This is a genomic window from Sphingobacterium paramultivorum (assembly GCF_014109745.1).
Lineage (GTDB): Bacteria > Bacteroidota > Bacteroidia > Sphingobacteriales > Sphingobacteriaceae > Sphingobacterium > Sphingobacterium paramultivorum.
Genome location: NZ_CP058555.1, coordinates 1,728,839 through 1,750,676 on the forward strand (window position 1 = coordinate 1,728,839; position 21,838 = coordinate 1,750,676).

Genomic DNA, 21,838 nt, shown 5'->3' on the forward strand with positions numbered 1-21,838 from the left:
AAAAAAGGCTGTTCAAGGAATTAATCCTTTGAACAGCCTATGCTTGGTCTAATTAATAGCCTGGATTTTGAGTCAGGCTCGGATTTGCCTGCAGTTCCAATAATGGTATTGGAAGGAGCAGGCTATTTTGGTTAAAATTATACTTAATCAGCGTAGGGTTGCTCTGTTTGCCGTTATCGCATGTAAATTTTATTTCATTTAGTTTATTCATTACATCTACCGTGACACCATAACGATTTAAATCATCCCAACGTTGACCTTCGAAAGCAAGTTCCAATCGGCGCTCGTTGAGAATGATGGCCTTTAGTGAACTGGAGCTGACACCGGATAAATCTGACAGCCCTGCGCGATGACGTATGACATTAATGGTGTTTATCGCACCAGAAGTATTTCCCAAGGCGTTTTGAGCCTCTGCTTTAAGCAGAATGATGTCCGCAAGCCGCAAAAGGTAAAAATGATCGCCACTTTGGAAGCTGTTGGCATGTTTTTGCTTTACATTAAATGGGATTTCTGTATCGGCATCTCCACAAGGGTTCCAGAACTCATCTGCCCAAGGGACAGAGAAAAACCAGATGTTGGCATTCTTTCGTTCAGTGTCGCCAGCGTTGTCATAAGCTTCGACTAGATCTTTCGAAGGTGTGCCATACCGGCGCCATTCGTTTTCGTTGATTTGGCCATTTTCATCAAGATCCGGGAAAAAGAATGCGCCACCCCAACAGCTTAGATTGGGACTGCCGGCGATGTAGGGAATCTCTATGATAGATTCACTGTTATAGTTATGTTTACCGTCAAAAAGATCCGCATAGTTTTGAAGGAGCTGATAGCCACCTTTTCCAGTAATCACTGCATCGGCGTATTGCAAGACCTTATTGTAATCTCGATCAGGGCGTTGTGCCCATATCTTGGTCAGCAAGGCATTTGCAGCACCTTTTGTAGCTCTAACCTTGTCAATAGAGGCTTGTCCAAATCCATCGGGAAGATTGTTTGCGGCCACCTGTAGATCCGAATCTATAAAATCATAAACCTCCTCTACAGTTGATCGCTTGATGCGTAATACTTCGGCATCAGTACTGTTGGAGTGTTTTTCCAAGGGGACACCACCGTAAAGTTTGACCAATTGATAATAATGGAAGGCTCTTAAAAATGAAGCTTCTCCAAGAATTTGTTTGCGTCTTTCATCCGAAAAGGTAGGATCTGTGACTTTATCAACATTGTCGATAACGATATTGCATTTTGAGATTGCTCCATACAGTTCTTCCCAATCCCTGCGTACCATTTCATTGGTATTGGTAATGGTATTATAGTCAATTTGTGCAAAATCTATTTCGCCACCACCGGCAGCATGCGCATTGTCCGAACGGATATCGGTCTGTAAAATCATTTCCCATTGATAATAATTGGCATTGCTTCCTGGGCGAGTACCATTGCCTATAAAAGAATTATAGGCCCCGTTTAATGCTTTCTCAATATTGTCTCCGGTGAGATAGGCATTTTCACTCGTTACCGTGGAGGTAGGCTGAAGATCTAAAAACTTTTTGCAGGAATTTAGAGCAAGAGAAGCCAATAAGGCGATGGCTAATGACGTATATCTATTTGATTTCATTGTTTGTAAGCTAAAAGGTTAAAAAGTTAGGTTTAAACCAACAATAAAGGTGCGTGCCTGCGGCGAAGTACCAAAATCGATGCCCGGCGCCATATTGGAGCTCACGGTTTCCTGGTTAGTTCCCCCATACATGCTTACCTCAGGATCTAGACCTGAGTATTTTGTGAATGTTAACAGATTCTCGCCTGTTACATAAAAACGGACCTTATTGAGCTTCCATCTTTCAAGCACTTGTTTAGGTAGGGTATAGGCCAAAGTCATCGATTTTATCCTGAGGTAGGAACCTTTCTCTACAAAACGGGAAGAAATCTGTGAATTGTAGTTGTCATCTGTATTGTTTAGATCCGGACGTGGCATAGTACTATTTTTGTTATTGACTGTCCATCTGTTTAACACGGCAGCACTTTGGTTTCTCGGTTCCCACATACCCTCTGTATAAATACGTGTCGCATTAAGGATATCATTTCCCTGTACACCCTGTAAGAAAAAAGAAAAGCTGAAGTTCTTATAACTAAAATCATTTGTCATGCCATAAGAGAATTTTGGTGTAGCATTACCAATGATAGCCATATCACTCGTTTGAAGACCTGCTTCAGGGTCGGCCATCTGATAGATCATATCTCCGGTCTCTGGATTGACGCCTTTCGCGACGTAACCCCAGAATGATCCCAATGCAACCCCTTCTTTTGCAATCGTACTATTGCCACGGCCATCAATATTTCCGTCATAGTAGGTTCCGCCATCAATATTCAGTACTTTATTGCGATTGAGCCCAAAGGTGACTGTTGTATTCCATTTGAAATCGTGAACGAAATTTCGGCTACTCAATTCGAATTCGAAACCTCTATTCTGTAGGTCGCCGAGGTTTTTCAGCGCAGTTCTATAACCGGAACTATACGGAACTCTTGAGTTGAGAAGTAGGCCTACAGTCCTTTTTGCATAATAATCTGCACCAAATATCAATCTAGAATTAAAGAAACTGGCATCCACACCAATGTCGGTCTGGTTTGTCGTTTCCCATTTTAGATTGGGGTTGTCCAAGGTAGAGGGTGTATACCCCGGTACAACCTGATCGCCGATATTGTACGATCCCGTGACGTCAACTAAACCAAGATAGGAAAAGGCCGGGATTTGGCTATTTCCAACCTTACCCCAACTAGCGCGGATTTTCAAATCGTTTACTGTGTTTTTCAGCGAACTGAAGAAATCTTCATTGGATAAACGCCAGCCGGCAGAGAAAGAAGGGAAGTAACCCCAACGGTTATTAGGCCCAAATACAGATGAGGCGTCAGCTCTCAGATTTGCTGTAAATAAGTACTTGTCGTTATAATCATAACCGATTTTTGCAATGCCGGAGACAGTGGATACAGCAGCATCTATCGCTGTTGGCATCGCCGTAATCATCGAACCTCCATTGACGGTGTGAATCGCTGGATTAGCAAAATTCTGGGTAGCAATATTTGAGATTGTTGTTTGTGTTTTAGTGGTAATATAACCTAATAAACCTGTGAAGTGGTGCTTGTCACTAAAAGTTCTGTCATAGTTTAATGTATTTTCGGACATCCAATACTGATTGTCCTGCTGCTGGAGCGTCGCCATTCCTTTATATTTTCTACCCTCTGTCGTGCGGAACGGATCTACAAAAGTGCGGTACTGGTTGTTAAATTTCTCATACCCAAACAGCGATTTGAATTTTAGTCCCGGTAGGATATTAGCCTCCACAAAGGCATTTCCTGTAAATCTGTTGTTGATATAACTGTGCTCGTTGCCTGTTGCCAATGCAACGGGGTTGTCAAGATCCGTATAGAATGGATCTACTGTGAAAGCCCCCTTATCACCGTATATGCCGATGACTGGAGAGCCCAGGTAAGCATTCATGATGACCCCATTTCGGGAGTTCTCGTTAATGTCCACATCGTACCAACGGTTGTAAGATAAGCTTGTTCCAACTTTAAAGATTTTATTGATCTGGTGATCCAAATTAACCTTAAAATTGACCTTGTTTACTGTATTGGTGATGACCGTACCATTATCTTTTTGATAAGATCCAGAGATGTAAAACCCTGTCTTTTCATCTCCACCGCGTACTGAAGCCTGGTATTTTTGGCTGTGGCCGGTGCGGAATAGCTGATCTGGCCAGTTCGTATCAGCGGTATATTTCGACCAATCCAAGGCTTCTCCCATCTCAGTCATTAATTCTCTATACTGTACCGTATTTAGAACGCTAGGCTTTTTTCTGATGGCTGAAAATCCCTGATAGGTTTCGAAATTTACCTGTGTCTTACCGTTTGTTCCTCTTTTGGTCGTAATCAACACAACGCCATTGGCTCCTGAAGATCCATAGACAGCGGCAGAAGCAGCGTCTTTTAATACCGAAATGCTTTGAATATCTGATGGATTGAGCTCCGATATATTTTCAGTAGGAACACCATCTACAATGTATAATGGATTGCTACCTGCAGTGATTGTTGAGGTTCCGCGAACTCGAATGGAGAAGCCAGCTTGAGGTTGTCCGGAGGATTTTACAATTTCTACCCCCGCCATTTTACCTTCCATGGCACTCGCCAGTTGGGTCACAGGGCGATCTTCAATATCCTTTGTGCTCATGGTTGCAATGGCTCCCGTGATGTCCTTTTTCTTCTGTGTTCCAAAACCGACCACAACGATCTGTTCCAGTTGGTTGTTGGCAGTTTTCATCTGCACGTTGAGGAAGCTATTGGAGCCTACCGTACTACTGATAGTCTCATAACCTATCGAACTAAAGCTGAGTTGATGTGTAGAGGTCGCTTCAATCGAGAATTCACCTTTGCTGTCTGTTTCCGTTTGTTTACCTGTTGTTGTATTGCGGATTGTTACCCCTGTTAATGCTTTACCATCGCTATCGGAAACACGTCCTTTGACAAGCTTTTGTACATTAATCGTGTTTCTTGAGGGCATGTCATCTGTTTTCCTTTTTAGGACAATGGTGTTGTTGACAATTTTATAAGAATACGATAGCTCTTTTAGGTTGTCATCCAGAATTTCAACAATAGAACCATCTTTATGGTTTATTCGGATTTTTTGGTTATCATTAATCTGTGAGTTATCGTACAGAAACACATAAGAACTCTGACGCTCGATCTCTTTAGCAAACTTTGCCAAAGTGTATTCCTTGTCTTGTAACTTTATTTTAGTTTGGTTTACATTCGCCATCGCCAAATTATTTGCATGGGAAACGCATTGGATCGCAAGTAAAGCAGCAAATAGTTTTGCCTTTTTACCAGCCCCTTGGATGGTTTTAAGTTTATACATAATTAGTTGGGTAAGTTTGTTTTATATTAAATAATTTAGAGTTCAACTTCAATTTTATTGTTTTGCAATCGACATTTTATATCCAGGAAGTTGAGGGTCTCAACCAGTTGCTGGGCCGTTGAATTACGTTTTATTTTTCCTGTCAGTTCACGCTTTTCATTTGTTCCTTTATAGACAATATCTACATTATACCAGCGTTTTATGGCAGCGAGTGCATCTTTTATTGGTGTCGATTCAAAATAGAAAAAGCCATTTTTCCAGGCCATTGCCTCTTCGATATTGGCTTCTGCTACGATAAGATTCCCGCCTGTAGTAAATGCTGCTTGACCAGGTTTCAGCATTTTTGACTTGCCGAATTGCGAGACTTGTACAGAACCCGCTATAAGTGTGGTTTTATTGTTTTCATTTGGATAGGAGCTTACATTAAAATGGGTTCCGAATACGCGGATGGTTTGTTCATTGGATCGCACATAGAATGGTCGCTTACTATCGTGGCTGACTTCAAAATAGGCTTCACCCGATAATTTTACTTCACGGCTATTCGACGCAAAAGATTCAGGAAATGTCAAAACGGAGCCAGCGTTTAGCCACACCTTACTGCCATCGGCCAAAATTATCGTATACTCTGTTCCAATCGGCGTTTCAATGGTATTGGTACGGCTAGCAGCAGTATTCTTACTGGCTGTAAATTGATATTGCACGGTTCCGGAAGCAGTTGTAACAACTTTCACCTGTTCATCCTGATGGAGAACGCTCTTTTGGTGGGCAGAAAGGTCAATTTTAGTTCCATCGGCTAAAGTTAATACGGCTGCTTTAATGCCCGGATGAACTTGCTGTTGTGTCTTCACGGCTACCTGCGGGCTATCTCCGGTTGTTCTTTTAACAAGGTAAAGGGGCAATATAAATAACAGTGCCAAAGCAGCAGCTATTCCACCCAATTTCATCCATTGTGGAATTCGCTTGATTTTTGACGCTTGGATTTCCTGCTTTATATTTAAGAATAACAGCTCTTTGAGTTGTTGTTCATCTGTTGCGAGCTCCTCGGGGATAGGGAGAGGTTCGCCATTACTTGTTTCATACCATTGTTGCAGTTCGGCTTCTTCTTCAGGGGTACATGTGCCTTGAAGCCATTTATAAGCCAATTGCTTTATCCGGAATTGATTATGATCAACCATATTTAGGGGTTATTTATATATAGAGTCCCTAAATTGGGCTGATACCCTGACAAGAAGAGAAAAAAAATTACAAAGTAATCAGAAAGCGCTGAATACCAGCGCGTATTTTTTTTAAGGCACGGCTTAATTGGGTTTCGACAGTTTTCACAGAGATGTTCATACTTTCAGCGATCTGTTTATAGGAGAGTCCTTCTTCGCGGGATAATTTGAAAACAAGCTGGCATTTTTCAGGCAGTTCCGAAACAAGCTGATCTAGCCGAACACGAAGCTCTTCAAACTGAAGCCAATTTTCCGTCGAGTTATCAAAATCTACCCATTCCGTATCATGCTTAAAAGCTTCCTGCTTGTATTGTTGTGCCAGATATTTAAATACTTTGTATTTAACGGCCACGGCGAGATAGGAGGCGAGATTGCTTTCAATTTGGAGTTGATGGCGTCTCAGCCAAAGAGAAGTAAAGATATTTTGTACGATTTCCTGCGCATCTTCCAGTGAATTTGTTTTGCGGGCCGCCTGGTAATAAAGCTTTTTCCAATAGCGATCATACAAAGCTTCGAAAGCTAAGCTATCGTCTTGTTGAATCAACACGATCAACTCTTCATCTGAATGGCCTCCAAAATCTTTCATGCAAGACAATAATTTGTTTTTCTATGGTTATACGACGTGAAATGCTAATTTCGCTATAAATGTAGGGACTAAATTATGAATAATGCAACTTTAATATATAAAAGCTGGCTTTAAGCAGCTAAACGCGTATTTTACAAAGGATAGCAGCTTCGAATAGACAAAAAAAAGGAGTATCTGAATCAACAGATACTCCTTTTTTGAAGTGGTGCTTCTTAGAAGTTTGGTTTCAACAAGTATTTATCGTAGAATCGGAAAATATGATCAGCTGCTTCCTCGGCTGTATCCACAATTCGAAACAGTTTTAAATCCTCTTCACTGATATATTTGTTTGAAATCATTGTATTTTGAACCCAGTCCATTAATCCTTTCCAATATTCAGAGCCGACCAATACGATTGGAAAACGTGCAATTTTACCGGTTTGAATCAGTGTGATTGCTTCAAAAAGTTCGTCCATGGTTCCGAAACCTCCAGGCATAACAATATACCCTTGAGAATACTTCATAAACATGACCTTTCTGACGAAGAAGTACTTAAATTCAAGCAATTTGTCGCGGTCAATATATTTGTTGTGAAATTGCTCGAATGGTAATTCAATGTTTAGACCAACAGACTTACCTCCAGATTCGTAGGCGCCCTTATTGGCTGCCTCCATAATACCCGGTCCACCACCGGAGATAATACCATAACCGCGTTCCGTCAATAAGCTAGCAATATCTACTGCCATTTGATAATATTTGTGTTCGCGCGGGGTACGTGCTGATCCAAATATTGAAACACAGGGGCCAATTTTTGCCAATTTCTCAAACCCATCCACAAACTCTGACATCACTTTAAAAATCTGCCATGAGTCTTTTACTTTAATTTCCTGCCATGTTTTGTTTTCAAATGCGCGGATAATTTTATCTTCTTTTGTAATGTCCATATATAACGTTATACATTTAATTTTTAAAACCTAATTTTTCAAAAAGGAATACAATATAGCTATTTTTTTAATACTAGCTACTTTTTCTGATTATTCTTACATTTGCATTATGAATTTTTCTTCTAAACTTCTCGAGAACGCAGTGGCCGAATTTGGAAAATTACCTGGCGTGGGACAAAAGACGGCATTAAGACTGGTTTTGCATCTGTTGAAGCAATCCGACGCAGATGTAGCGCGTTTTACGGCCTCTATCGATCGCTTGAAAGAAGATATTCAATATTGCCAAGAATGTTTCAATATTTCTGACCACAGTATATGTGAGATATGCGCCTCATTCAAACGCGATAAAAGTTTGATCTGTGTTGTAGAAGACACGCGAGATGTGATGGCCATCGAAAATACAAATTCCTATCAAGGTGTATATCATGTTTTGGGAGGATTAATTTCGCCTATGGATGGTATTGGCCCTGCTGATCTAAAAATCGAAGGGTTAATTAATCGAATCCAAAGAGGTGAGGTAGAAGAAGTTATTTTGGCCCTTTCAGCAACAATGGAAGGGGATACCACCATTTTTTATTTATACCGTAAATTGCGTGAGTTTGATGTAAAAATTACAACGATTGCCCGCGGTATAGCCTTTGGTGGTGAGCTGGAATATGTCGATGAGCTGACCCTGGGACGCTCCATTGCGACACGGGTGCCTTACGAGCGCAACGTTGGTTAATTGTATTTCAGATAGATTTGTTTCACGCCTTCGTGTACTTTTCTTCCTTTGTCAATTTGTTGTTGTCGCCATAAGCTGTCGGTAACCATACGATTTGCTTTTTTATTTTTTAAGATATTCACATAAGCAATTTTACCGAGTACCGTCTTCTTTAAACCCAATAGTGAACACGAGTAGTCTCCCAATAGATAATGATTGTAGTAGAGATGAATTTCGCGCATGAGCTTTCGTCCCCATTTGTTTGTGGGGTAGGCTGCTTTAATGGGCTCTTCCATAAGCGCTTTTGCTAAAGCTAAACTATCCTGATCTCCTGATTGTTGTGTCATGGTCCAATAATACAAAGCTTCAATAGCTTGCTCCTCTGTGTCGGGGAGAAGTTGCATTGGAATACCCAGCAATGTTCCGATAAATTTCCAGACATGGAATAAACCTTCAACCTCGTTTTTCAATACATTGAATTTCATGCGTTTTAGTCCTGTTAGGTAAACAAGAGAAAATCCAAGATTGGTTGCAAGCATATCCCATGTGTTTAATGGAATACCCCATTTTTCTGTTTGCCACTGACCGTGCTTTAGGATGTTTAATCGCGCATACGAATGGATACATCGGGTGAGTAGAATGGCCTCTATGCCAATATTACCCTTTTTCAGTGCATCATCGCCTGTGATATCAACCCAAAAGGTTACCGTTTCGGTGAGCCGTTTGACAGCGCCTTTTTTTAGTGCCCCCGTAAAGATCAAAGGTTTATTGATCGCGCTGGATTCATAGCCCCCCATGAGGACATAATCCCGTAACACAATAAGTCCTGATAAACCAGAACGTTGACTGAGCCCAATGCCTTGTTCTATTTTATTCCAATCTAACCAAGAAGGGCTGAGATCTAATGTATTTAAAAAATTCAGCAATACATGTTCGTATGCTGCATCAATAGGCTTGCCTGCAAGTGCATCTTTAAGCAGTTGTTGACCTTGATGGAAACCAATTTTTAGGTGTAGCTGCTCGACAAGTTGGTCGCAGCTATTGTCAAATTGATAGAGTAAAGGAGTAAATTGATCGGCAGCAGCCATGGAAAGTTTCGTTGGCAATTTGCGAAGCAATTCGACACCAAGACCCTTCGACCAATAAAAAGAAAATGAACTTGTATTAACTTGATAACGTTCGGGTACTCGCATATCTTTTATTGAATTATCCAAACAGTATAACTTCCAGTTAGTGTGATACTATCATTTGATTTATTAAACTTAAAGTCTATATAATCCATTTGACACGATGAGAGATCACTGCAGCAAAATTGACGATCAATTTTAAAATGAAGTCTAAATGAACCTTCGGTAATATTTGTATAAAAAGTCAATCCACTTACGCTAAAGTCACTTAAATGCGGTGCCCCATCTTTATCTTCCAATTGCTCGATAACGTAATCATTGATTTCTTGCTGATGTTTGTCGATGAATGGTATAAGATCTTGACTGCTGAATGGTATGATTAAATCGTCTTTTTTTAGTTGGATTCTGATGTTAATTTCTGTCATCTTATTATGCTGTACTAATAAAGATCTCTCCAGTTTGGAATATATAAACTGAAAATTGCTTCTGTTTCTTTTCGCGTCTTATGAGCAAATTTACAGAAAGCCTTTAGAATAATTAGATTGATGTGTTCTTTTTCGAAATTAATGAGTCGATTTGAAAAATGAAATCCACCTTCAACGATTCTAAAATCGTTTTTGGATAATTTATGGATGGTTACTGTAGCTACATCATATATATCCAACTGTTCTTCCCAATAAGCAATCTGCTTGATTATTTCATGGTAGAGTAATTCCTGACTCCATTTGTGCAGTAATTTCAATGTATTCGTGCTCTTCTTTTGATATACACATATACTTGTAGCTGTCAGTTCAACGGTTGCTAGCGTTGTGGAAGGATAGATCTTGACCAAATAAGGTTTTCCAAATAGGTAGTAGGGGGCTTCTAGATAGGAATAGGATATACCTTCCGATTTACTTTCTGGAGGGTTTAACTTGATGTACTCTTTAAGGAAAGCAACATCGCAATGTGCCGGAGCATGTACACGATAGGGTGATGAACTACCCGAAATTTGGATATAATCTTTATTCCAGGGAACTATTTCATAAAATATACGACCGATTTCGATTTGCATTTCTCAATTTTAAATTAGTTATGGGGCGTCGGCATTCAATATCGCTTGATACCCTAGCAACTGCGTTAAAGTAACATTTTTTTATATTAAACAATAGTTATAATCGTAACAATTTTCTTTTATACAGGGAGTCCAAACAATAAGAGTTTCGTTTGAACAAATTATGGACTACGAGTAATCAACTTCGGACTGTAAGTAGTATGTCTGTACGATGTAGACATAGTAAATACACTTAGAAAAGGTGGACTCAACGTGGACTTACTGTGGACTCACTGTGCTTACAGGACGAAGTTGGTCATAAGTTAGTCGTAATTTTTAGCATTGTTACCAGCTCTCACTAGCTTTTGTTTTTTGTTTTAATATTTAGATACTATCTTTGGAATACTGTTTATGTATCAACCCAACGACCATTTTCCAATATTAGACCTGCAGAAATTTCAGGAAGGGATTATCGCTGACCGCGATTTACTTTTTCATGAACTCATTGGCCCTAGAGAAATTAGTGAACCGCACAAACACGATTTTTTTATCCTTTTATTATTCCAGGAGTCTGTAGGTACACATACAATAGATTTTGACCGTTTTGTACTAGGCTCAAATCAGCTACATCTGGTTTTTCCGGGACAGGTACATCAGTGGCAGATGGCTGATCCTACCTATGCACTGCAGCTCATGATCAGCAGACATTGGTTCGAAAGTTTATTACCTGCGTTGCGATTTCCTATTTCTTATTATCTTAAGCATTTGGTCATAGATCTTTCAACGACCAATTTTCAGTCGTTATTGACAGAATTCAAGGCAATTGCAGATGATTTACAGGATGGTGAGATCCTATGGGAATTGATTTACGCACGGGTCAAAGTAATTACGCTTCTGATCAGCAAGATCGTTCAGGATAATTATGATGATTATGAACAATATCAGGCTAATCCAATTATGGCAAAATTTGTGCAGCTTATCGATGAATGGTATAAAAGTGAAAAATCAGTCGCTTTTTATGCCGAAAAGCTAAATATTTCGGCAAATTATCTGAATGTGTTAAGTAATCGGGTTTTACAGAAATCAGCTTCATTTTTGATTCAGGAACGTGTGTTACTGGAAGCAAAGCGGTTGCTTAAAATTTCGGATAAAACGATCAAAGCTATTGTCTTTGATTTAGGGTTTTACGATAATGCAAGCTTTAGCAAGTTTTTTAAAAGTCATACGAATATGACGCCAAGCCAGTTTAAAGCGCAGCCATAATATCTACACAAGCTGTGATAATTCGTACAAAGATCATTGTCTCAAATCACTTAGCTTTGGTAAAAATGATATAGGTATGAATGAGATCAATCAGAATCAAGAGACATATTTGTTGAAGAATGTATTGCTAGAAACAGGCTTTCTTTATGAGCATGAGGAAATTGTTGCTACAAAAACAGCATTGTTTGACATTCAAATTGAAGCAAATAAAATAAAAAGTATTGAGCCAGCGCAATCGGTAGCGAATGGAAAAGCTTTTGATGTGAAAGGTAAATTGGCATTGCCGCCATTCCGTGACATGCACATTCATTTGGACAAAACCTTATATGGTCTGCCCTGGAAGGCGGTATTTCCAAAAAATAGGACTGTAAAAGATATGATTGCCAAGGAACAGGTGATCATCCCCGAGTTGTTGAAAACCTCTGTCGAACGGGCCGAAAAATTAATCGCGCTTTTACAGGGCTACGGAACAAATTTTGCACGTACGCATTTTAATGTAGATCCAACATCGGGAACAAAGTCATTGGAGCATTTGTTACAGGCGCTGGAACATTTAAAATATTCATTTGCTGCAGAACTGGTTGCATTCCCCCAGCATGGCCTATATTATACAGAATCGGCGAAACTTATGGAGGAGGTAGCAAAATGGGGGCAGGTGGATTTTATTGGTGGTTTGGATCCCTTTAGTATTGACGGCAGTATTGAGAAACCGATGGACTTGACAGTTCAACTTGCATTGGATAATAACAAAGGAATCGATATCCACTTGCATGAGGGTGGGGAATCAGGTGTTAAGACCATACATTATTTGATTGATAAAGCATTGGAAAATCCGGCATTGCAGGGACGTACATTTATCAGTCATGCTTTCGCCTTAGGCTACATGCCGAAAAAGGACTTAGCACATACGGCCGAACGAATGGCAGAAGCGAAAGTTGGTATCTGCAGTTCGGTTCCTTTTCGCAATATGTTGATGCCATTTCGGGAACTGAAAAAAGCGGGAGTGGAAGTTTTTGTAGGAAACGACAATGTTCAGGACCATTGGGGTACTTTCGGTAGCGGTAATATGCTTCAAAAAGCCAATCTAGCTGCGGAATTATATGGTTATGAAACTGAATTCGAGTTATCCCGTTGCCTTCGTTATGCGACCAATGGCAAAATTCCGCTTGATGATCAAGGGAATTCCGTATGGCCGAAAGTTGGAGATGATGCTAGCCTCCTTTTTGTCGATGCGAGTTGTTCTGCAGAAGCAGTTTCTCGCATCTCAACCGTCTATGGGCTTATCCATCAGGGAAATGTGGTCAAATGGAACAATAGTTCCCAAGCTTAATTGAAAGTAGCAAATAATCATAAATTGAGAATGCCAATTTATCGTCTAGAAAATTGGCATTTTCAATGCTGGGGGATAACGTTTAGTGTAGGAAAGTCGTCTTGCAGTAATCTATTTTATAAGAACCTTGCTCATTGACCAATTGAACTTCATTTTTGGTTCGGATGTCATTACCGTAATCAATAAATACGATAAATTTGCTTTCAGTTACTTTGTCGACTTTGACATCCTTGATATCCAATGCGTCGTCATTACCTCTTCCAAATAACCAGGTTTCCTCCGTATATAAGGAGTAGATTTTTCCCCATTTGGCCTTATAAGCTGCCTCAGCTTTGGGTAGTTCTTCATCTGTGAGGTTGGAGGGGCCGTAAATTTCATTCGCATCTTTTAAAAAGTCTTGGAATCGCTTGGTACATAATGCGTCCTCTTTATCCAGATAGTAACAATATTTTCCAGATGCGGAACCTGTACATTGAAAAATTCCTTTCAACCAAGCTTCTGCTTGCTGATTCTGACCCACTGCCGTGTCTTGCTCCGCTGTCCTTGTGCTGTCTTTGAATGGTATTTGCTTTGCAGGATGATTTGCAGTAGTGCTTTTATGGTCTTGCGCTGAATTTGCACAGCTTGCTAACATGCAAAACAGCCCTATTGTTGCATATAAACTTTTCATTTTTTGATATCGTCTTAATATTGGAATAAAATTAGGATATAAATTGGATAACATGATCACGGATTACCACTATATTCAACAGAATATTCATCAAAAAATCTAATTTTCCATTCTTTTTGAAATAATGCAGCGGGCCGTAAGTCTACCATGTCGATTTAAGACGCAATGAATTTGCGTAGTTCAGGACTTCTAATCTTTTTTTACAACAATTATTTATTTTTATTACCTGTATATCAGAGCTATATAATTTTATATGAGTTTTTCTTATTTCTTTTTATTGTTACGCAAATTCCCTGCGTATTAAACCAATGATATTTGTAATGTCAACAATGACAAACGTTCTTTGATGGAAATTATAGCGAAAAGCTTTAAGATATATACTTTATTATGAAGTATAAAAGAGCCTTTCTTCTTCAGATTGCATCCTGGTCACCTGTTTCAGTATAGCAGGTTAGTATTGTTCTCTATGAGTTTCAATATACTGATAAAACGAGAAGTTGAAAGGAAAGTGCTCGTGTTAGAGGTTCGAATCCTCTCCTGTAAAAAAGGTAGCTCAAGGGTAGAGCAAAGCAGTTAGTTGTGGGGCGTAGGTTCGATTCCTACTCCTGAGCAATCAGGATAGTTCAGTCAGGTTAGAATAACAACACAATCGTGTGGGTTCGAATCCCACTTCCATTTTCGGATGGAATAGCATAAGGGTATTGCATCGAACTGTCCATTCGGACATTCAAAGTTAAGACTTTCTTCAAAAAGGTCATTTGGTAGAAGCTTGCTATCTTTTATCCTGCTTATAGGCTGTTTTCATGCGATTGAGCAATTGATTGATGGCCTGAGATTCCTAAGTGAGGTATCTGCGTTTATAATAAAACGTCATGACAATAAGATGGGGTATTTGTTCATCGACTTTTGATTTTAAAAAAGGGTACCAGGACTTTCGAATCCCGCTTGAGGTCAAGGGATAAAAAATAGCAGGTTTTATAATAGAAATGAAGAAAATTTAAAAGAATATACAATGAAAAGAGTACAGCTAACTACAGACGAAATCGGATTGGTTGTTAAGAACAATGCGGTGATCCGTGTTTTGAAATCCGGTAACTACTGGTTGGGATTTGGTGAAAAACTGGAGAAGTACACGATTACTCATCCATTTCCTTCCGGTCGCAATGTTGATGTACTGTTGCAGTTGACAGGTTTTCGCGAATTGGTCGATATCGTTGAAGTAGGTGATACGGAGATCTGTCTTGTTTTTTTGAATGGTAATTTTGAAAAGACGTTAGCGTCTGGCAGGCATGTTTTTTGGCAGGAATTGCGCGAACGCAGATTTCAATTAGAAGACATTACGGAGATTGAGATCCCTGCATCTGTTAATCGTCAATTGCTGGAGAAGCAGAGCTTAGGCTATTATGTACGTCAATATAAGATTGAACCAAATGAGAAAGCGCTGCTTTTTGTAGACGGTGTGTTTGTGGATATTTTGAAGTCGGGAACGTATTGTTGGTGGAAGAATGCAAAAACCATAGCGATTTTAAAAGCTGATATGAGGGTCTTGACATTGGAAGTGGTAGGACAGGAGATCTTGTCCAAAGATAAGGCACAGATCAGAATCAATTTCACGCTGCAATATCAGATTGTGGATATTGTCAAAGCGCTATTGGATAATAAAGAATATGAAAAGCAATTGTATTCGTTGATGCAGTTGACCTTACGGTCATATATTGGCCAGATGACTTTAGACGAGTTGATGGAGCGAAAGACTGAAATACAGGGCTATGTCTTAGAAAACACATTGCCACAAGTCGCGGGCTTGGGTATAACACTGTTGACCTGTGGCGTTAAAGATGTTATTTTACCAGGAGATGTGCGGGACATCATGAACCAGGTGTTGATTGCGGAGAAGAGGGCGCAGGCAAATAGCATTATGCGTCGTGAAGAGACTGCTTCAACACGGAGTTTGTTGAATACTGCGAAGCTGATGGAAGAAAACAGTATGTTGTTTAAATTGAAGGAAATGGAATATGTCGAAAAGATTGCTGAAAAGATCAATACGATTTCGGTTTCCGGAAATGGACAGATTGTTGATCAGCTCAAGCAATTGTTTGTGAAATAAAAGATTAAAATGTTGAAAGAGGTGCAGGTAGCAACGTAAAGAGATGTTGTTACCTGCTTTGGAGAAATTGTATGGCTGCTCCATCAAAAAAGAAAGTAAAAAAATGGAAAATAAAAGAATAAATGGCAATGATTTAATTGCATTAGGATATAAAGAGAATCATACTTTGGGTGTTGCATTGAAAATCAACAGTAAAAGACACGGTTTTACGCGGGTAGAAATGCTCGAAAAGTTCAAGTCTGTCCTGGAAGATCCGACCGGGTATTCAGAAGATGCTGTTTTCGGAATTTTGGCCCATGCCATACTTGGACAAGAGGCTGTTGATAAGTCGTTAATTGCATTGAACGAGACTCCGGCGGAATATACGATCTATGGCGCATCTGAAATCGAAACCGGGGCAAAGGTACAGATGAATATCGCTATGAAATTGCCTGTTTCAGTTGCCGGAGCGCTGATGCCGGATGCGCATCAAGGGTATGGATTACCAATCGGAGGTGTACTAGCGACCAATAATGCCGTGATTCCTTACGGTGTTGGTGTCGATATTGGCTGTCGTATGGCTTTGTCAATCTTCGATCTACCAGCGTCAATTCTCGAACATAATTTGACGGCTTTGAAGGAAGTTATTATGCGCAATAGTAAGTTTGGAGCTGGTAATGGATATTTGAGACATGAACGTGTAGATCATGAGGTGCTAGATAACAAATTGTTTAGGGAGAACAGTTTGCTTTCTTCATTGAAAGATAAAGCCTGGACACAATTGGGATCTTCAGGTGGTGGAAATCACTTCGTGGAGTTTGGTATCGTCGAATTTGAAGAAAGAGATGAGGTTTTGAACATTGATAGCGGAGCATATTTAGGCTTACTGACACATTCAGGTTCAAGAGGAATGGGCGCTACCATTGCGGCACATTATACCAAGTTGGCTAAATCCTTATGTAAGTTGCCTTACCAAGCGGAAAATCTGGCCTATTTGGACCTGGACAGCCATGAAGGGCAAGAGTATTGGTTGGCTATGAATCTCGCCGGTGATTACGCGTCAGCCTGCCATGAAGTGATTCATGAAAAAATTAAGTCGGCTTTAGGGGCAGAATTACTTGCAAAAGTTGAAAACCACCACAATTTTGCATGGAAGGAAACCTGGAATGGTCGGGAGGTAATTGTCCATCGAAAAGGGGCTACGCCAGCTGCAAAAGGGGTAATGGGGATTATTCCAGGCTCCATGGCTACACCAGGTTTTTTGGTGCGCGGAAAAGGCGAGTTGAGTGCTATTCAATCGGCATCTCATGGGGCAGGGCGATTGATGAGCCGTACACAAGCGATTAAAACCCTATCTTCTCATGAGCTTAAAGAGATTCTTACAGATAAAGGAATTACGTTAATTGGTGCAGGGATGGATGAAGCGCCAATGGCCTATAAAGATATCCATACTGTAATGGCATCGCAAAAGGACCTCATTGATGTTGTGGCCAAGTTCCTTCCAAAGATTGTCCGTATGGCTGATGATGGGAGTAGGGAAGATTAAATTATGAAAAGAGCTCCTTAAATGTATTTAAGGAGCTCTTTTATTATAATTTGATCATGTTTTGTTGATCAATAAGTGAGATTAAAATGGTTTGGCTGTTGCTACTTCCTTATAGGTGTATACGTTATAGGGATATAGTTTTTTAGCTAGCGCTTTCGCAATAAAACTGCTAATAAGTAGCGGTGCCAGAAGCAAATAGCCACCCGGAACAAGACTTGCGATAATAAAGATTGCTGTAAAAGGGGCATGTATTGCTGCCGAAAGCATTGCCGCTGCACCAAAAAGAGCAAAATTTATAACCACCAATTGTGTGCCTAGGTAATGATTGCAAAGTTGGGCAAACAAAACGCCTAATAATGCCCCTGTTACAATGCTGGGTGCAAATACACCGCCATCACCACCTGCACCTAAGGTCAAAGAGGCTACAAAAGGTTTTAAGAGAACAAGCAGGATCAGCGGAAGAAAGTAAGCTAAATTTATGGAATCATGGAGGCTACTTTTTAGAATCTCCCCAAGGCCATGATAGCTATCGCCATAAAGTGCCGGCAAGAAAAAGATAAACGTCCCAACGGCAATTGCGCCCAAGTTGACACGGATAAAATTACTTTTTATGCCTGCAAAATAGGACTTTGCATAAATAACAATTTTAGTAAAATATAACGCTAAAATCCCGCCAATCAGTCCTAAAATAGCGACAAAAGGGATCGCCTGCCATCGCCATGCTTTTACCTCAAATGTAAATAAAGGACTTGCGTCAAGGTAATAAACAAATACGGACGCCACAGCCATTGAAGTTAGTCCACTAATGAGTAAAGTCTTATTATATCTCCGTGCAATTACCTCAAAAGCAAAAAGAAAACCACCCAATGCGCTTCCAAACAACAGTGTGACTCCAGCAATTACGCCTGCGCAGATCAACTCGGTTTTGTAGGCCCAAGCCGGATGTAATCTCTTATACGCTTGGTTGCCTACTGTAGCTGTGGCAACAACTGTGGAGACTTCAACACCGGTTGAACCACCGAAAATTACAGTTAGAAAACCATTGATATAATGTGAAGGAATCTTAAAAAAAGGCAAATGGTCTTTTCTTGTTTCCAATGTTGTATAGATTTCTTTGATCCCTTTATTTTTTCTGTTTTGAAAAGCGTATTTCCGTAAGAAATAAATAGCTGTAATACCTATGCTGGGTAGAATAATAAACAGTTTAGGATTCCAGGAAGATACTCTTTCAAACAATTCTTCCTGTACATAACCTGTGCTGTGCTTGAGGCTGTATGCCAATAAGCAACAAATGATACTAACGAGAGCTGAACTTCCAATTAATTTTAAATAGCTATATCGAACAACTTTTTTTCTGTATGTCGTATTGCCTTGCATAATGTTTTTCTTTAAATTGGCACAAAGGTAAGGGTTATTTAGTTTAAAATAAATGATAAATACCTTAATACATACTTTTTGTTACGGTATACCGCTAATGGATACCTATATATATATCCACCTTTGCATCTTGTGGATTTTGGGCTTTTTCGCCATATATTTCGAAGTCTGCGGCATACGTTCTTGGTAAATCCGAACTCCATATCTTTTGCCAAGTTTCATAAACGATGCCATCTTCTAAACTTCCTTCTGCAGTAAAGTGTTGGTAATGATTTTCAGCAATATGAATACCGTCCAAGTCTTCGGGCACTTCTTCAAGATTGCTCACTTTACAGCCCAAGAAAGTGGTATAAGGTAAGGTGTGATCCTTTTCATATTCGGTATAGATACAGTAGAGTTCGCTGGATATCTTATTGGGAATACGGCTTAATACATCTTCTTTAAAAAAGCGGCTCCAAAGTTCCGGAATGTCCTTAGCTGCCTGTCCATCTTGGTTGCTCGTACGGATGGCAAGGCCAATTATACTGAATGAAGGGATTGTTTTATTTTTCATGACTTTTAGTTTTCCCCAAAGTTAGATCGGCAAATGACAGCTGTATGTCACGAACAAACAGCTAATGTTGTTTTTTCCAGATTTTATCTACTTGAGACAGGTATTCTGCCAAAGCAGCTGAACCATACCAAGGGTAAAATGAAGCTTCTAAGAGACCATTCTTTATCGCCGGATCGTTTTCTAAAATACGCTTTGCCGCATCAATAGAAGCCATGTTATTTAATATAAAAAGGCCCCGGAAGTTATTGTCATTTTTTCCAAATGGGCCAGCAACAATCAGTTGCCCATTTTTTACGAGAAGATTGATATTTTCCATGTGACCTTTGAAACATTCATTAATAAATTGTTTGTCTGTTGTTTTATTCTCGCCAGTTTTCAGGAGGACAAAGATGTAGGATTTCATTCCATAATCATCGGCCCCTAATTTTTTTGCGAGTTCCTGATCGTAATTTGGGTTCGCTAGGGTCGTTGTGGGTACGATTTTAGTCACATAAAAAGATCTGACTTTTCCCGATTTTCCTTCCACTGATATATGAAGTCGGTTTGTAGCGACGGGTGTATATCGAATGTAATTAGGGAAATCATGGGCTTCATTAACAAAAGAATAGGTACTATCCTGATAATTTAGCTCAAAATTGACTTCTTTCCCATTGTTTTGTCTGATGACCAGTGCTGTATATATGATTTTATCCTTTATTTTGGTCAATTTTAGGTATTCACTGACTATCTTTTGGCCATTTTTCAACGCATAGGAAAGGCCTTTTAATTCATGATCGTTTATACGATCCCATTGTTCGTATTCCTCTTTATTGTCAACCTTCCACGTTCCTTCTAAGAAAGAAGGAAAAGAGACTTGTGAAAAAAGTGGTTGAGCAGCTCCCAAGCAAAAGAGCAGGGTGGCGATTAAAATTGTTTTCATATAGGTTTTATATTTTGACGGTTAAGTGCTTTTATTTAAAGAAAAAGTATGGTACGAAAGCCCCGTGCCGCATAATAGGAGATCGCGCCATTATGATAGGTGAAAACTTGGTTGTAACGTCTGTCACCGAATAAGGCGCCACCAAGCTTACGAATAGCCTCCGGAGTTTGTATCCAGCTGGAAGTTTTTAAATCAAATTCACCTAACATTTGGAGTTGGCGATAGTGTTGTTCAGAAAGCAGCTCGGTTCCCATTTTTTTAGCTTCTTCGACAGCACTTCCAATAGGTTTGTTTTCCTTTCTGTCATCTAAGGCTTTTTGGTCAAAACAGAGGCTTCTCCTTCCTTTGGGACTTTCTTCTGTACAATCCACAAAAGCATACTGCTTTTTGTTTGGATCAATAATAACAAGGTCGGGCTCGCCAGCGCTCTTTTCCATTTGGAACAAGCTCCATAATTTTTGGGGGCTTTCAAGCAATTTATGCACTACTTCGTCCCAGCTGATCTGTGGGTGTCGTTTGGGGAATTTCTGAAACCTTTCTTTTAGCGTTTCGAGTAGCATTGACTGTTCCTCTTGTGTAAGCAAATTTTTCATAATGGTTGTCCTTGTGGTATTAAAATTACGTATTTAATTCAAATGTAATGTAGCTTGATATTGCAAATGGATTAAATTCCTTATTTCAAAATTGAATTAAATTTATATTTTTACGTTCAATTTTTATATAAATATGGCTTCAGGAATATTTGCAATTCTAGATGATATTGCAGCATTGATGGATGATGTGGCAGTAGCGAGTAAAATCGCAACAAAAAAAACTGCTGGAATCTTAGGTGACGATTTAGCGGTTAATGCCGAGAAAGCGACTGGCTTTTTAGCTTCACGCGAGCTCCCAGTTTTATGGGCAATTACGAAGGGCTCTCTGCTCAATAAGTTGATAATTGTACCAATAGCATTATTACTAAATGTCTTTTTTCCAATTGCCATCAAATATATTCTAATTTTGGGAGGTTTCTATCTTGCTTTTGAAGGTGTTGAGAAGATTATTGAATACCTGTTCCATCGCAAACATCCTACGGAGGAAACAAAAGTGGAGACTGTCGTTGCTGAAAACTCAGTTGCTGCTGAAAAAGCGAAGGTAAAATCGGCTATTACGACAGACTTTATTCTTTCTGTGGAAATCGTCATTATTGCTTTGGGAACGGTTTTGGGAAAAAGCTTGTCCTTACAAATTATTACGGTTTCGGTTGTTGCTTTTCTGGCCACAGTTGGAGTCTATGGTATTGTAGCACTTATCGTTCGTATGGACGATGCCGGTTATAAATTGATTAAAACCTCACGTGAAAAAGGCCCTATTGCGAGCCTAGGTCGGTTTTTAGTCCGTGCGCTACCCTTTGTTATCAAATTATTGGCTGTTGTAGGTACATTTGCTTTAATTCTGGTTTCAGGCGGAATATTTGCGCATTATATTGATTTCTTACACCATGCGCTACCAGCTCTGCCAGGAATGATAAAAGAGCTGTTATTTGGCCTAGGGGGAGGTCTTATCGTGGTGGTTTTATTTACGATCGGCAAAGGGCTGTTTAAAAAGAAAAAATAAACTCCTATTGATCTTTGA

Annotated in this window: 19 protein-coding genes and 1 tRNA gene; 7 read left to right on the forward strand and 13 right to left on the reverse strand. The window is 39.7% G+C overall.

From position 1 onward, the window contains the following. Window positions 1-52: 52 nt before the first annotated feature. From HS960_RS07495 to HS960_RS07515, 5 genes are all read right to left on the reverse strand, one after another. Window positions 53-1,603, reverse strand: a complete 1,551-nt coding sequence (locus HS960_RS07495; RefSeq protein WP_153847359.1) for a RagB/SusD family nutrient uptake outer membrane protein — start codon at window positions 1,601-1,603, stop codon at window positions 53-55. Between the two features lie 18 nt (window positions 1,604-1,621). Next, window positions 1,622-4,894, reverse strand: coding sequence for a TonB-dependent receptor (locus tag HS960_RS07500; RefSeq protein ID WP_182332007.1), 3,273 nt, complete (start codon window positions 4,892-4,894; stop codon window positions 1,622-1,624). Between the two features lie 35 nt (window positions 4,895-4,929). Continuing rightward, a complete protein-coding gene (locus HS960_RS07505) occupies window positions 4,930-6,069 on the reverse strand; it encodes a FecR family protein (protein ID WP_159726642.1) in 1,140 nt (379 codons plus the stop codon). A gap of 67 nt (window positions 6,070-6,136) precedes the next feature. Further along, window positions 6,137-6,694 carry an RNA polymerase sigma-70 factor gene (locus tag HS960_RS07510; protein WP_159726644.1) on the reverse strand — a complete coding sequence of 186 codons (558 nt, stop codon included), beginning with the start codon at window positions 6,692-6,694 and terminating at the stop codon, window positions 6,137-6,139. Between the two features lie 212 nt (window positions 6,695-6,906). Continuing rightward, window positions 6,907-7,611, reverse strand: a complete 705-nt coding sequence (locus tag HS960_RS07515; protein ID WP_167512255.1) for an LOG family protein — start codon at window positions 7,609-7,611, stop codon at window positions 6,907-6,909. A 115-nt stretch (window positions 7,612-7,726) separates the two neighbouring features. Here HS960_RS07515 and recR point away from each other — a divergent pair, with 115 nt between their 5' ends. Further along, on the forward strand, window positions 7,727-8,341 hold the full coding sequence (gene recR / locus HS960_RS07520) for a recombination mediator RecR (RefSeq protein ID WP_088161620.1): 615 nt from the start codon (window positions 7,727-7,729) through the stop codon (window positions 8,339-8,341). Here recR and HS960_RS07525 read toward each other — a convergent pair. Genes HS960_RS07525 through HS960_RS07535 form a run of 3 tightly spaced genes read right to left on the reverse strand, consistent with a single transcriptional unit; the run spans window position 8,338 to window position 10,501 of the window. Further along, window positions 8,338-9,513 (reverse strand): oxygenase MpaB family protein, encoded by a 1,176-nt coding sequence (locus tag HS960_RS07525; protein WP_153847355.1) that lies wholly within the window; start codon window positions 9,511-9,513, stop codon window positions 8,338-8,340. The two genes, recR and HS960_RS07525, sit on opposite strands and share 4 nt — an antisense overlap. Window positions 9,514-9,518: 5 nt before the next feature. Then, window positions 9,519-9,872, reverse strand: coding sequence for a hypothetical protein (locus tag HS960_RS07530; protein WP_182332009.1), 354 nt, complete (start codon window positions 9,870-9,872; stop codon window positions 9,519-9,521). 14 nt (window positions 9,873-9,886) lie between these two features. After that, entirely contained in the window at window positions 9,887-10,501 is a 615-nt protein-coding gene (locus HS960_RS07535; protein WP_153847353.1) for a hypothetical protein, read from the reverse strand. A 390-nt stretch (window positions 10,502-10,891) separates the two neighbouring features. On the opposite strand from HS960_RS07535, the gene HS960_RS07540 reads away from it, so the two are divergent. Continuing rightward, window positions 10,892-11,743, forward strand: coding sequence for an AraC family transcriptional regulator (locus HS960_RS07540; protein WP_159726649.1), 852 nt, complete (start codon window positions 10,892-10,894; stop codon window positions 11,741-11,743). 76 nt (window positions 11,744-11,819) lie between these two features. Continuing rightward, complete coding sequence (locus HS960_RS07545) at window positions 11,820-13,073, forward strand: amidohydrolase (protein ID WP_182332011.1); 1,254 nt, start codon at window positions 11,820-11,822, stop codon at window positions 13,071-13,073. A gap of 82 nt (window positions 13,074-13,155) precedes the next feature. Here HS960_RS07545 and HS960_RS07550 read toward each other — a convergent pair whose 3' ends face one another. Next, a complete protein-coding gene (locus tag HS960_RS07550) occupies window positions 13,156-13,743 on the reverse strand; it encodes a hypothetical protein (RefSeq protein ID WP_228280237.1) in 588 nt (195 codons plus the stop codon). A 547-nt stretch (window positions 13,744-14,290) separates the two neighbouring features. Here HS960_RS07550 and HS960_RS07555 point away from each other — a divergent pair. The 3 genes from HS960_RS07555 (at window position 14,291) to HS960_RS07565 (ending at window position 17,375) form a co-directional block, all read left to right on the forward strand. After that, window positions 14,291-14,352 (forward strand) — tRNA-OTHER (locus tag HS960_RS07555). A gap of 403 nt (window positions 14,353-14,755) precedes the next feature. Then, window positions 14,756-15,850 carry a slipin family protein gene (locus tag HS960_RS07560; RefSeq protein WP_153847350.1) on the forward strand — a complete coding sequence of 365 codons (1,095 nt, stop codon included), beginning with the start codon at window positions 14,756-14,758 and terminating at the stop codon, window positions 15,848-15,850. A gap of 103 nt (window positions 15,851-15,953) precedes the next feature. Further along, window positions 15,954-17,375, forward strand: a complete 1,422-nt coding sequence (locus tag HS960_RS07565) for an RtcB family protein (protein ID WP_159726655.1) — start codon at window positions 15,954-15,956, stop codon at window positions 17,373-17,375. Window positions 17,376-17,456: 81 nt separating this feature from the next. On the opposite strand, the gene HS960_RS07570 is transcribed toward HS960_RS07565, so the two are convergent. The 4 genes from HS960_RS07570 to HS960_RS07585 form a co-directional block, all read right to left on the reverse strand. Continuing rightward, window positions 17,457-18,752, reverse strand: a complete 1,296-nt coding sequence (locus HS960_RS07570; RefSeq protein ID WP_182332013.1) for a chloride channel protein — start codon at window positions 18,750-18,752, stop codon at window positions 17,457-17,459. Between the two features lie 94 nt (window positions 18,753-18,846). Beyond that, window positions 18,847-19,305 carry a GyrI-like domain-containing protein gene (locus HS960_RS07575; protein WP_153847347.1) on the reverse strand — a complete coding sequence of 153 codons (459 nt, stop codon included), beginning with the start codon at window positions 19,303-19,305 and terminating at the stop codon, window positions 18,847-18,849. A gap of 61 nt (window positions 19,306-19,366) precedes the next feature. Next, window positions 19,367-20,224, reverse strand: a complete 858-nt coding sequence (locus tag HS960_RS07580) for a DUF6265 family protein (protein WP_182332015.1) — start codon at window positions 20,222-20,224, stop codon at window positions 19,367-19,369. Window positions 20,225-20,259: 35 nt separating this feature from the next. Beyond that, window positions 20,260-20,817, reverse strand: coding sequence for a DUF4256 domain-containing protein (locus tag HS960_RS07585; protein ID WP_153847345.1), 558 nt, complete (start codon window positions 20,815-20,817; stop codon window positions 20,260-20,262). 133 nt (window positions 20,818-20,950) lie between these two features. Here HS960_RS07585 and HS960_RS07590 point away from each other — a divergent pair, with 133 nt between their 5' ends. After that, window positions 20,951-21,820, forward strand: a complete 870-nt coding sequence (locus HS960_RS07590) for a DUF808 domain-containing protein (RefSeq protein WP_153847344.1) — start codon at window positions 20,951-20,953, stop codon at window positions 21,818-21,820. Window positions 21,821-21,838 lie beyond the last annotated feature (18 nt).